Raw genomic sequence first — 13,117 nt, 5'->3', positions numbered from 1 at the left:
AACGGTCTTGACAAGGTATTAGCTGGTTTTTTGTGGAATTTAATAGCGGGCGGTCAGCATCTTTTGCAGGTTACGGAATGCCAGATAAAGAAATGAACTTGACAATGAAACGAAACTTAAATAAAATAAAAACGAAACAATAAAGAAACATAAGCAGCTAGAAAGCGAGGTGGAGCTATTGAATTCTGTAAAAATGTCTCTATCCCAATTGCTAGGAAATCAATATATGAATGCCGTGATCTCCGCTGCAATCTCTCTGATGGACCTTAACAAAGAGGAGGCCGAACGACTCGCGTCGGAGGAAATCGAGTTTTTGCCTGACTCATACGTTAGCAAAATGGATGGTTTGTTGGGAAACATAGGAAAGCCGTTCGTTTCAGGGCTAAAGAAAGCGCTCTCCGGGGCTCCGACGGATGCTTTCAAAAACGCAAGTAATACGAAAGCCAGTCCCATAGGAGGATTAGGTTATGTTCGACTGGGCGAGGACGGCAGATTGTACTTGGCGGCCAAGAGCGAGCACTACCATACGCCGCTCGGTCATAATTTCCCTGGTTACAAGCTGATCGATCTCGCAAGGGCTCTCGGCATAACAAATGCGTCCCATAACAATACACGGGGCTACATAACGCGTTTGCTCGAGAGAGAGCTCGTCAGGACGATCAACGGCCTAAGACCGGAAGAGACGGATGGACTGGAGGCTATTCTGGCATCTCGCGAGTCGCATGTGTTAAATCGCGTCATCAACTTGGAAACCGGGTCGTTGGCCTGCGAAGCCGGCATCAAAATGATGCTCGCGAGGTTTTATCGCCTAGACTCGACATTTCCCCAGCCGAAGTACGAGGGTCGGACGCCGGTGTTTTTCGTTATGGCGGACCATGACGGCGGTACGAAAGCGAACTATCATGGAACGACGATTTTTGCCCAATTGATGCGCGATATGTGGCCCGGCCTATACGAGAAGCTGGAAGAAGCGGGAGTCTTGAAGGTTTGTCCGGTAAGAATCAACGATTGGGATGATTTTCGGGAGAAATTCGAACGCTACAATAAGCCGCCATATAAGGTTGCCGGATTTTTGCACGAAATTATATTGATGAATTACGGGGGGATCAAGCTTGAGCGCGATTACTTGCACAAGGCGTATGCATTATGCCACGACAACGACGTCCCGATCATGTGCGACGAAATTCAATCCTGCATGTGGTACCCTACTATCTATTTGTTCCGCGAGTATGGATTAAATCCCGACTTTGTCGTGATCGGGAAAGGCTTCCCGGGCGGTCAGTATCCGGCTTCCCGGATCATTACGACAGCCGAGATGGACACCCTGAACCAGTTCGGCGCATTAGTTACGAACGGTCAGGAAGAGCTTGCGGCATTGGCTTATTTGATTACGATGAAGTTCACGGAAGAAAATGAATCCTTTATTCGCGAAATGGGCGAATACTATGAAGATAAGCTTCGGGAATTAGCGTCCCGTTATCCGACTCTTATTGAAAGAACGGAAGGATTGGGGCATCTTTCAACTTTATTATTCTATGAAGCGCAGACGGTATCGCGATTTACGGGTATGCTTAATCATGCGTGCATCGACATCAGCGCCCAAACGTACAAAGCCAGCTGTCCTCCGGCCGCGCTTACGAAACCGCCGATCATTGCCACCAAAGAAATGATAGATTACGTGGTGAAGATCATGGACGACGCGCTGCAAACGATTGGGGCGAAGGAACTTGAACTTGGCTGATCGTTGTATCGCAAGTTGATTAACATGGAGGGGTATTCATGAACGAACCCGTTATGAAGGATATCGACATCGAAGAGAGAAGAAAACGAATTTTGGAATTGCTTCAACGCGAGGGCAAGGTAAAGGTGACGGATTTAAGCAAGCTGTTCGGCACCTCGGAAGTGACGATCCGCGGCGATCTGGACGGACTTGAAGAGCAGGGGCTGCTGCAGCGCGTTCATGGCGGCGCGATCAGCAATTATAAAAACTATTACAATATGACGTTTCATGACCGAACGGAAACGAACGGAGAAGAAAAAAGAAGGATCGCGGTCGAAGCGGCTTCCATGATTTCGGACGGAGATACGGTGATTATTGGTTCGGGAACTACTCCTCTCTATGTCATGAGGGAATTAAAAAATCATAAAAATCTGATTGTGATTACGAACTCGCTGCCTGTAGCGCATGAAGCCGGCTTCAATCGCAACATAGATGTAGTTGTATTGCTTGGGGGCACCATCAATTTGCAGTACGGGTTTATTGCCGGCGATGACGCCATTAACCAGTTGAACAGATATAAAGCGGATAAGCTTATTCTTTCATCGGATGGCGTAAGCTCCGAATTCGGGGTGACGACCTATCATCACCTGGAAGCGGAGCTGAATCGGAGAATGATCGCGCTCGTGGACAAAAGAATTCTCGTAGCCGACTATACGAAAATCGGCCGCGCCAATTTCGCGCGAATAGAAGACATCGAAAAAATCGATTGTCTCATCTCCAATCCAAACGCCAACAAAGACGATATCGAAGCGATCAGGGAAAAGGGCGTTGAAGTAAGACTAGTCTAGTTGTGCGGAAAATGTTGCAATCGGGCCGAGCCTCCTTAAGAGAAAGGGTAATCGCGATGTCAGGAGAAACGAATCAAGAGCATACCTATTTGATCGGACTCGACATTGGAACATCTGCCGTCAAAGGCGTGTTGATGTCGGCCAAAGGTTCAATAACATCCCGTGAAAAAAGCGAGACGGCCTATCAGAGGATCGATGGTGGCGGGGTTCAATTCGACGTCCGCCAGTTGTACCGATTGACCGTTGGCGTCATCCGCAGACTGGCGGGCGCTTTGCCGCGAGGAGGTTCCATCGTCGGGCTCAGCATCGCTTCGGCCAGCGGGAACACCGTGCTTGTGGACGAACAGGGCGAACCTATGATTCCGGCATTCAGTTGGATGGATCAGCGCGTTCGCGATGAAATGAAGACGGTGTTCGGAAAGCTCAATCCGGATGAGGTGCACGAAACGACAGGCTGGCCGTTGCTGGAATCTTTTCCGCTTGCCCATCTCGCCTGGTTGAAGTGCCATGCGCCGAAGCTTTTGGAGACATCGTCCATCATCTGCATGAGCACGGATTATCTCCATTTCAAATTGACGGGGAACTGGGGTATCGATTGCTCGACCGCCACCACTTTTTATTTGCAGGATCAGAAATCGGCGCAGTGGCATTCGCCCTATTTGCAAAAGTTAGGCATACCGGAGAGCAAACTGCCCCCGATCCGTTCCACGGGCGATAGGATCGGCCGAATCACCTCGGAAGCCTCGGCCGATATGGGATTAGCACGAGGAACGCCGGTCGTGCTCGGCGCTTTCGACCATCCTTGCGCGGCAAGAGGGTCCGGCATTCTCGACGAGGGACAATTGCTCATTTCCTGCGGCACTTCCTGGGTTGGCTTTATGCCAATAAAAGACAGATACCGATCCGTTGCGCTGCGGATGTTGACGGATCCTTTTCTTCAACCGGCGGGACCATGGGGCGCTATGTTTTCTCTTCCAGCGATTGCAAGTTCGGTAGATGCCTATATCCGCAAGTATATTTCCGACGGTCCCGATCGTTACCGTGAATTCGACCGGCTGGCTGTATCCGCCGGGCCCGGGGCGGGCGGCCTCATCATTGACCCAAGTACGGAGGAGAACTCCGACGATCTTGCGCAGGCTGAGAAAGCGGATATCGCGAGAGCGATTATGGAAGGTACCGTATTTCTCTTGAAGGAGAAAATCGACAAACTCGAAGTGGACGGTACCTGCTTTTCTTCCGTGACTTTGGTAGGGGGGCCGTCCGAGACGTTTCCATGGCCGCAAATCGTCGCCGACGTGCTTGGCCTGGACATCCGTACCGTCAATGGTTCCTGCGCGGGCGCCGTTGGAGCCGCCATGGTGGCAGGAATAGGCGTGGGGCTGTATGCGGATGAGCAGGATGCTCAGAAGCAATTGGTTTTTCCCGAGCTGATCCGGAAGCCGGACCCGAGTACGGCAACGATCTACGAGACACGATACAGGCAATTTCTGAACAAGTATACGACCTTGGGGAGTGATGCGAAATGAACGAGTTGTTTGAAGTCAAGGATGTCGACAAAAAGTTCTACGAGCAAAAGCTGAAAGATTTTTTGCCTGACAAGATGATCGATATTCATACGCATGTATGGTTGGACAGCATCCGCAAACCATCCTCCTCTACGCCCGTGAGAGCGGTAACATGGCCGTCCCTCGTCGCAAAGGACAATTCGATCGAGGACTTGTTCGAGACTTACCGGCTGATGTTTCCCGGCAAAGAGGTGACGCCGCTCCTCTTCTCCCAAGTCAGCATGAACTACGACATCGCCGCGGGGAACGAATATGTCAGGAGTTGCGCAGAACGGCATCGCTTGCCGTCGTTGATGGTCGCGAAACCGGAGCAGAGCGCTTCCGAATTCGAAGAAGGAATCAAACACGGCGGTTTTCTAGGATGCAAGGTGTATTTGAATTTCGCCGCCCCCTATATCCCGGAGAAGGAAATCCGGATCTACGATTTTCTGCCGAAGCATCAGTTGGAAGTGCTGGATCGGCATGGCTGGATGGCCATGCTGCATATCCCGCGGGACGGCCGGTTGAAGGACCCTGTGAACTTGGCGCAAATGCTGGAGATCGAACGCGACTATCCGTCGTTGAAGCTCATCATTGCCCATGTGGGAAGAGCTTACTGTCCGGAGGATGTGGGCGATGCCTTCGATATTTTGGCGGAAACGCGAAATATGGTATTCGACTTCAGCGCGAATACGAACACCGATGTGTTCCGGCAGCTGATTCGTGCGGTCGGACCGAAGCGAATCGTGTTCGGAAGCGATTTGCCGATCTTGCGTATGCGAACGAGACGGATATGCGAAAACGGCAATTACGTGAATTTGATTCCGAGAGGGATGTATGGGGATGTGTCGGGAGATTCGCATATGCGTGAGGTCGAAGGCTCCGAGGCGGATTCCCTGACGTTCTTCATGTACGAGGAGATCGAAGCTTTCCGCGTTGCCGCGACAGCCGAAGGTTTAAGCAAATCCGACATTGAGGATATCTTCTATCGCAATGCTCGATCCCTCATCGATCGCACAGAGAAGGAGCTGCGCAAATGGGAAAGCTGAAAATCGGACTACTGCCGTTATACGTCAAGCTCTATGACGACATCTGGCCTGAAGCAAGAGAACGGGTTGATGCATTTTACCTTACGATTGCCGGGGAACTGGAGAAAAGGGGATTGGAAGTCGAACAAGCGAAGGCGTGCAGGATCAGCCCGGAATTCGCGGAGGCGGTTCGAGCCTTCGAGCAAGCAGATGTAGACGCCATCGTTACCTTGCATTTGGCCTATTCGCCTTCTCTTGAATCCGCCGACGTTTTGGCAGCTACGAAGCTTCCATTGATTGTACTGGATACTACGCCGACCTACGATTTCGGTCCTTCTCAGCATCCGGACGAAATTCTATATAACCATGGCATTCATGGCGTACAAGATATGTGCAATCTGCTCGTCCGCAATGGAAAAAACTTTCGGATCGAAGCCGGCCATTGGTCGGAATCCGATGTTCTGGATCGGGTCGCGGACAACGCAAAAGCCGCGAAAATCGCGAAAAAGCTAAGGAACGCCAAAGTGGGCTCGATCGGAAAATCGTTTGACGGCATGGGGGACTTCCGGGTGCCGGCGGACGAATTGCGCAGGGCGATTGGAATCGACGCGATTTTCGTGGATCCTCTTGATTCCGATAACGTTTTCGGCCCGGTATCGGAGGAACGGGTAGACCGGGAGATGGAATCGAACGCGATGCGTTTTCACGCTGGAAAGTTCGACCGGGAAACCCATCGGCAATCAACAAAAGCGGATCTTGCGGTCAGAGACTGGATAGAGCGTAACGGGTTGACGGCTTTCACCGCCAACTTCCTGGAAGTGACCCGGGCGTCGGCGCTGCCATGCATGCCGTTTCTAGAAGCGAGCAAAGCGATGGAACGAGGCATCGGATATGCGGGAGAAGGAGACTTGCTGACGGCCGCGCTGGTCGGGGCGCTGTTGTCCGTCTATCCGGACACTTCATTCGCTGAAATGTTCTGCCCGGATTGGAAAAACAACCTGATTTTCCTGAGCCATATGGGCGAAATGAATTTACGCGTCGCTGCGGGAAAGCCCGAGCTTATGGAAAAAGACTTTCCGTTTACGGATGCCGGCAATCCCGTCGTCGCATACGGCAAATTTCGCGGCGGACAAGCGGTCTACGTCAATCTGGCCCCCGGACGAAACAAATCCTATTCGTTGCTCCTGTCGCCGGTGGAGATGGTGGAGGGAGATGGCGAAGATAGAATGAGGGATACCATTCGAGGATGGTTCCGACCCGTCATTCCGGTCGCTGATTTCCTGACCGCATATAGCGAGCTTGGGGGTACGCATCACGGCATAGTTGTGTATGGCGACGCGATCCGAGTATTGGAACGTTTTGGAGCGATTATGGGCTGGAATACCGTCACTATAAAGGAGACCTAAAGACATGATTAAATGCGTGAAATTGGCTGTTGTTGGCGGGAGAAGGGGAGCGCATTTTAAAGAAGCGCTGAACGCGTTGACGGATAAAGTGCAGCTGGTCGCCGTATGCGACAAGAACGAAGTCGTATTAAATAAGTGGAAGGCCGAGTATCCAGGCGTACGAGCTTACGACGATTACGAGAAGCTCTTGGAAGACGCGTCAGTGGATGCCGTATTTCTTGCCACTCCGCTGTTTTACCATGCCCAGCAGGCGATAGCTGCGCTGCGTGCCGGCAAGCATGTCATTAGCGAAGTTATCGCTTCTACGTCCATTGAGGACAACTGGGAGCTGATCGAAACGGTCCGGCAAACAGGTCTCACGTACATGATGGCAGAAAACTACTGCTACATGCGGCCGAACATGATGGTCGGTCATATGGCGGAACACGGGGTGTTTGGGGAAATTACGTCCGCGGAATGCGGCTACATCCACGACGTCCGCGAGCTGCTTCATGACTCCGACGGCAGCTTGACTTGGCGAGGGAATCTGTTTCGGGACTACAACGGCTGTACGTATCCGACGCACTCTATCGGACCGATCGCGAAGTGGCTCGGAATCGGCCGAGAGGGCGGGGATGAGCTGGAGAGCCTGACCACTTTCGTGTCCAAAAGCCGTTCGACCGCCAAGTATTTCCACGAACATTTCGGCGACAAGCATCCCGGCTCCAACCCGCAATATTGGGGGCTGGGCGATTCGACCGTCACGTTGCTGCGCACGAAGAAGGGCGTACTCATCACCTTGAAATACGACGTTCAATCCGCGCGTCCGCACAACATGACGCATTATTCGCTGCAAGGAACTTCCGGCGCCTATTTGTCGGGAAGACATGAGCGAGAAGAGCCGTTGATCTGGTTGGAAGGCGCATCCGAGGCCGCTCATCCGGAGTGGGAATCGCTGTGGCGGCATGAAGATCAGTGGGAGCATCCCGTGTGGAGGCGTTGGAGGGAAGAGGCGGAGAAAACCGGTCATGGCGGCGGCGATTTTCTGGTGCTGGAGGAATTCGCTACGGCGATTCTGGAAGAGAGAAAACCCGCAATTGACGTGTATGATGCGGTTGTTTGGAGCTCGATATTCCCGCTGTCGGTAGAGTCCGTCGCTGCGGGCGGCAAGACCGTTCCTTTCGTCGACTTCAAGAAATTAAATTAATATGATAAGCCTTTCATGAGTTCAATGCGAAACTTGTGGAAGGCTTATTTCTATTTATATGTCCATATAGTCCAATAGGTTGTCTTAATTGACCTATTGATGGGTGTGAGATGTGCTTATAATGAAAATGAAAAGATGAAAAATCGTTCATCCATATTATCAAACGGGAGGTCGACTAATAGTGATAAAAGAATAAGGTCATTATGATAGCGCTGCCAATGAACAGGGGTTTCGCGAAAAAGGCGATAAAGAATTGCGATAGATGGAGGAAATCACTTTGATTGAGAAAGGTTCAGTCTTCACGGCCTCGGAGCATAATGTACGGGAAGGATTTCCTTTCGCAATCTCGCATTGGATTCACGATGCCGATAAAGAAATTCTTTGGCATAGCCATGAATTCATCGAGATCGTCTTCATTGTAGACGGTTCTACCACACATGTGTTCCAGGCACCGAACTCGAATAAATTCGAAAGTAAGGTGAGCAAGGGGGACATTTTTATAATAAATCCCGGAGAACTGCACACCTACAAGATTGTAAAAGACGAGCGAATCGAAGTCATTAACATGCTGTTCTATTCTAATATTGTGGATTGGACTCTCATCAGAGACGCCGAAGAAATGGACTTGATGGATTTCTTCTATGTCCAGCCGTTTTTGCCTCCCGAAGCAAGATTCGGAAACGTTCTTAAATTGAACAAGGAAGAAGCGGTGTTTGCCCGTCAAATGGTCGAAAATCTGGCTTATGAGTATAAAAACAAAAAAAACAATGACAAACTGCTGATTAAACTGATCATGACCCAATTAATCGTCGTTTTGAGCCGTATGTTTGCGGAGCAAATGACTGTGTATAGCTCACTAGGATTAGTGAAAACGCTTAAAATAGAAAATATTCACCGAGTATTGGGCTATCTGGAACGTCATTACTCCGAAGATATTTCATTGGAACAGTTGGCGAAGATCTCTATAAGTAGTGAAAGGCAAATGACCAGGATATTTAAGAGCATAACGGGCGAGACGATATTCGGTTATTTGCACAAGCTCAGGATAGAAAAGGCGAAGAGTCTGCTGCTCGTTACGGATAATAAGATATCGGATATTTGTACAGCGGTAGGGTTCAACGATATCAGCTTCTTTAACAAGGTTTTCAAGAAAATCGTAGGCGTCAGCCCCAAAGATTATCGAACTTCTAAAGCGCAAACAGGGAGCATTAAAAATGAATTTATCAGCACATTGGATATGGGTAGATGATGATCTCGATTACAAAAAGAAGGCGTGTCACTTTAAACGGGATTTCGTGGCGAACGTTCTTCCCGAAAACTATCAAGTGTTCGTTTCCGCGGATAGTCTTTATCAATTGTTCGTTAACGGACAATTCGTTTCTAGAGGTCCTTGTAAAGGGGACGATTACAGGCAATATTTCGATCGCGTCGATTTAGCCCCGTACATGCGGGTGGGGACGAACGTTATCGTTGCATCGGTCATCCGCTTCCCGAATGAAAGCTTGAGCAATCTTTCGTTCAAGACCGGTACGATCTCCGTCGTATCTTCGTCCCGCGGCGGCTTTATGCTTGCGGAAGAGCGGAATCTCGATCTGAGCTTGGGTCTGTCGACGGACGATAAGTGGAAGGCCATGCCTAACAATGCTATTTCGTTTAGGGAAGCTGAACATGCTAAATATGCCGGCGACATGGAAGACGTAGACGGGAACGAATTTCCTTATCGCTGGGAGTTAAATGCCGCTGATAGCGGTATCTGGAAGAACGCCAAAACGATTTGCACCGCGGATTCCTCTCTCAAAGGCGGCTTGCTTAACCAATGGCAGCTTACGGAGAGAGACATCCCGTTCCTGTACGAGAAGGATATCGGCTTCGCCCGCGTGATGAAATCCAGCAATGAACGAATTCCATGGATGGATTTAATCGAGGGCAAAGAGGTAAATATTCCTGCAGGCGGGCATGAATGGGCAGAGTTGGACGTCGGGGAATTGACTACGGCTCGTTTGAAATTGCTGATGACCGGTTCCCAAAATTCCAAAATCAAAATGACGTACGCGGAAAGCTATGTAGCAGAATTCGACAACAGCGGAAATCTGTATAAAGGGATTCGAGACGACGCGAAGGGATGGCTGCAAGGAGAATTCGACCGCTATTTGTTGAGGGAGGGGACACAATTTTACGAGCCTTTTTCATACAGGACCTTTCGATTCCTGCGGCTCGAAATCGAAGCGACGGATCAGTCTTTAACGATCAAACGGTTGCAGCTTACAGAAACGGGTTATCCACTCGAGATTAAAGGAAGTTGGAAGTCCGGGCATTCCAAGTGGCAAAAGTTATGGGACATCAGCGTTCGAACGCTGCAGCGATGTATGCACGACACCTATATCGATAGTCCCTACTACGAACGCATGCAATATTCGATGGATACGATGCTGCAGATGTTGTTTACTTACCGGCTGTCTACGGATGACAGGCTTGCGAGGAAGGCGATATTCGACTTTCATAGCTCCGTCATGCCTAACGGAATGATGGCATGCAACTGGCCGGCTAAGTTCAAGCAGGTCATTCCGGGATTCTCGATCTATTGGATCATCATGCTTCGTGATCATTACGAATATTTTGGAGATTTAGAGCTTGTAAGCAAATATTTACCGACCGTCGAGCGAGTTCTAAATTATTTTATTGCGAAAATAGACAGCCGTACAGAATTGATTTCGGATATCGGATACTGGCAGTTCGTAGACTGGGTCGAAGAATGGACGGACTCATTCGGTTCGCCGCTTCAAGAAAATGAATCCATCAATGTGATCTATAACCTGATGATCGTATACGGACTGAGGACCGCAGCCCAATTGAATCGGTACGCAAATCGCGAGGATGTCGCCTCGGAGTTCGAGACGAGAGCCGTTCTTCTCTCGAGAGCTATATATTCCTCGGCATGGTCTCCCGTTGAGGGTATGTACAAAGACACGCCGAATCGGGAGGATTTCAGCCAGCATGCACAGGTATGGGCGGTTCTTGGCGACTTGTTGGTTGGGGACGCAGCCAAATCGGCGATGTTGAAGAGTCTAAATGAAAAAAAGGTAGCCAAATGTTCGTATTCCATGTCGTTTTTCTTGTTCAGGGCTTTAGAGAAAGTTGGATTATATAGCCATACGAATAGCCTTTGGGACAACTGGATTCAACTGTTGGACAAGAACGTCACGACATGGCCGGAAGACCCGGTGACGCAGAGAAGCGATTGCCATGCATGGGGGGCAATTCCGATCTACGAATTTTCGGCTTGCATTCTGGGGGTAAAGCCTCTACAGCCCGGCTATGAAGAAATTCTGATCGAACCGCATGCGGAGTATTTCCGACAAGCTGAAGGCACGGTGTCTACACGGTGGGGACCGGTGTACGTGAAATGGGAACGCGACGATCATCGATTCGGCCTTCGGGTTCGATTGCCGGAGCCTCGCAAGACGGTGGTGGTGATGCCCAATGGCGAGCGGCAGGTATTCGCGGGCAGAACAGAATTTTCTCTTGAACAAGGAACTGGGGTTTCATATGCGAACGGAGGAGGTGAAGGCATGGATTGAATATATCAAGCATTTATCGGAGCGGGATGGATTGCACGATTACATTTGTCTTATCTACTAGAGGGGGAAAATCTATGAAACGATTTCGAATGGGAATGACTTCACTTTTGCTGTTGGCAATGGTATGGTTGGCGGCTTGCTCGAACAATCCGGCGCCTTCTTCTTCACAGCCGTCTTCAGCTACGAGCGGCTCCAAAGATCCTTACGTTATTCAAGTGCTTCACTCCACGGCAACGAACATTAAGAAGAGCGATGAAACCGAAATCGGAAAAGTAATCAAGGAGAAATTCAACATCGTTTTCGAGTATGTCAGCTTTACCGGGAACGAGCTGGATCAGATGAATTTGATGCTGTCCGCGGGCAACTATCCCGAAATCGTGAGACTTTCCGACAACAGCGTATTGGATAAATACATTAGAGCCGGTGCGCTTCTGCCGCTGGACGATTTTCTAACTAACGCTCCGGAATTTAAAAAGCGTTACGATGCTCAAATCCCGCTTTGGCGTTTGCCTGCCCATGATAGCAAACTGTACAAGTGGGAAAATAACGTTCCGACGGATTTCAAAAACAATCTGGAAGCTCTGGATGTCGCGGTGCGCATCGATGTTCTGGAAAAAGCGGGTTGGCCTGAGCTGCTATCGACGGACGACTACATTCAATTTTTGAAGCAAGCCATGAAAGATCATCCGACAACGAACGGACAGAAGTCAATCGGGATGACGGTTCCTTTTGCGGAGCCTTGGGGCGTTCAAGGGATTGCCCCGATTATGTATGAAAAAGGCGGAAGATACAGTACCGCGGCCGGTAATTTGAGCGTCATATGGAATCAGGTCGATCAACAATATGTCGATATGATGGAAAACGAGTATGTGAAAGAAGGCTTCTTATTCTTTAATCAGCTTTATCGGGAAGGGATTTTGGACAAGGACAGTTTTACGGATTTATTGCCGCAGGCGACGGAGAAGCTAGTGAGCGGAAGGGCGTTATCCACCTGGTATCCCGTAAGTGTGGACAACGCTTCCGCGATCAAATCCGGTCATCCCGAGTGGCAAATGATTAATTTGCCGATCCGCAGCAAGACGCAAAGCGAGCGAAACGAAAAGCGCCAAATCCGCGTTGAGGATACCCGGTCCTATGAAATGTACTCGATTACCAAAAACGCCAAAGATTCCAAAAGAATTTTCGAGCTGCTGGAATGGGCCGCCTCCGATGAAGGGAAAATACTGCTCCAGTCCGGTATCGAGGGAAAGCATTACACGATCGAGAATGGCAAACGCGTAGCGACGGAGGACTATAAAAACATTATCAACGATCCTATGCAAAGCTCCCAAGTCGGATTCCGCATGTTCCCGTTTCTTGGCTACGTTGGCACGAATGCGCCTGACGGAGTTCCGTACGATATGAAAATGGATCCGGTTTTAACGGATGAGATGACGCTTTCGCCGGAGTTGAAAAACGCTTATACCCAGTTGGGATGGACGGATTCGAAGCAGTATTGGCGCGAGACGGGCAAAGCAGCACCAACCGGAATCGCCGCCGCTATCGCCATCGATTCCACTTCGGAATTGGGCGCATTGCAGCAGAAACTGATCGAATTCAGAGTTAAAAATACCACGAAGCTGATCATTGAGCCTAAGAGCGACGAGGACTTCGAAAAGCTGTACAGCCAGATTATCAACGATTATCGGAAACTGGAGCCGGAGAAAGTTGTGAACATGTACAACCAGCTCTATCAAGAAAAACTGGCTCAACTTGAATCTTTGAAATAATCAATCGTTTGATCTGGAGATTAACGGACAAGCCGATC

9 protein-coding genes are annotated in these 13,117 nt (G+C 49.8%); all 9 read left to right on the top strand.

Features of this window, described 5'->3' with window-relative positions:
* Positions 1–178 precede the first annotated feature (178 nt).
* The 9 genes from B1748_RS19670 (at position 179) to B1748_RS19630 (ending at position 13,079) form a co-directional block, all read left to right on the top strand.
* Complete coding sequence (locus tag B1748_RS19670) at positions 179–1,741, top strand: aminotransferase class III-fold pyridoxal phosphate-dependent enzyme (RefSeq protein WP_087569651.1); 1,563 nt, start codon at positions 179–181, stop codon at positions 1,739–1,741.
* Positions 1,742–1,779: 38 nt separating this feature from the next.
* On the top strand, positions 1,780–2,568 hold the full coding sequence (locus tag B1748_RS19665) for a DeoR/GlpR family DNA-binding transcription regulator (RefSeq protein ID WP_087569650.1): 789 nt from the start codon (positions 1,780–1,782) through the stop codon (positions 2,566–2,568).
* A 56-nt stretch (positions 2,569–2,624) separates the two neighbouring features.
* Positions 2,625–4,094 (top strand): xylulokinase, encoded by a 1,470-nt coding sequence (locus B1748_RS19660; protein ID WP_179215686.1) that lies wholly within the window; start codon positions 2,625–2,627, stop codon positions 4,092–4,094.
* Positions 4,091–5,161: an amidohydrolase family protein gene (locus B1748_RS19655; protein WP_087569648.1), complete on the top strand. Its 1,071-nt coding sequence runs from the start codon at positions 4,091–4,093 to the stop codon at positions 5,159–5,161. Before B1748_RS19660 ends, B1748_RS19655 begins: the two co-directional genes overlap by 4 nt.
* Positions 5,149–6,546, top strand: a complete 1,398-nt coding sequence (locus B1748_RS19650; protein WP_087569647.1) for an L-arabinose isomerase family protein — start codon at positions 5,149–5,151, stop codon at positions 6,544–6,546. The genes B1748_RS19655 and B1748_RS19650 overlap by 13 nt, the downstream gene beginning before the upstream one ends.
* Positions 6,547–6,550: 4 nt before the next feature.
* Positions 6,551–7,732 carry a Gfo/Idh/MocA family protein gene (locus B1748_RS19645; protein WP_087569646.1) on the top strand — a complete coding sequence of 394 codons (1,182 nt, stop codon included), beginning with the start codon at positions 6,551–6,553 and terminating at the stop codon, positions 7,730–7,732.
* A 277-nt stretch (positions 7,733–8,009) separates the two neighbouring features.
* Positions 8,010–8,981: an AraC family transcriptional regulator gene (locus tag B1748_RS19640; protein WP_179215685.1), complete on the top strand. Its 972-nt coding sequence runs from the start codon at positions 8,010–8,012 to the stop codon at positions 8,979–8,981.
* Positions 8,947–11,310 (top strand): alpha-L-rhamnosidase-related protein, encoded by a 2,364-nt coding sequence (locus tag B1748_RS19635; RefSeq protein ID WP_087569644.1) that lies wholly within the window; start codon positions 8,947–8,949, stop codon positions 11,308–11,310. The genes B1748_RS19640 and B1748_RS19635 overlap by 35 nt, the downstream gene beginning before the upstream one ends.
* A 74-nt stretch (positions 11,311–11,384) precedes the next feature.
* A complete protein-coding gene (locus B1748_RS19630) occupies positions 11,385–13,079 on the top strand; it encodes an extracellular solute-binding protein (protein WP_087569643.1) in 1,695 nt (564 codons plus the stop codon).
* Positions 13,080–13,117: the final 38 nt, after the last annotated feature.

It is taken from the genome of Paenibacillus sp. MY03 (genome assembly GCF_002165585.1).
Classification (GTDB): Bacteria; Bacillota; Bacilli; order Paenibacillales; family Paenibacillaceae; genus Pristimantibacillus; species Pristimantibacillus agaridevorans.
The sequence above is the reverse complement of the archived record's forward strand: the minus strand, read 5'-3'. Positions and strand labels throughout refer to the sequence as shown.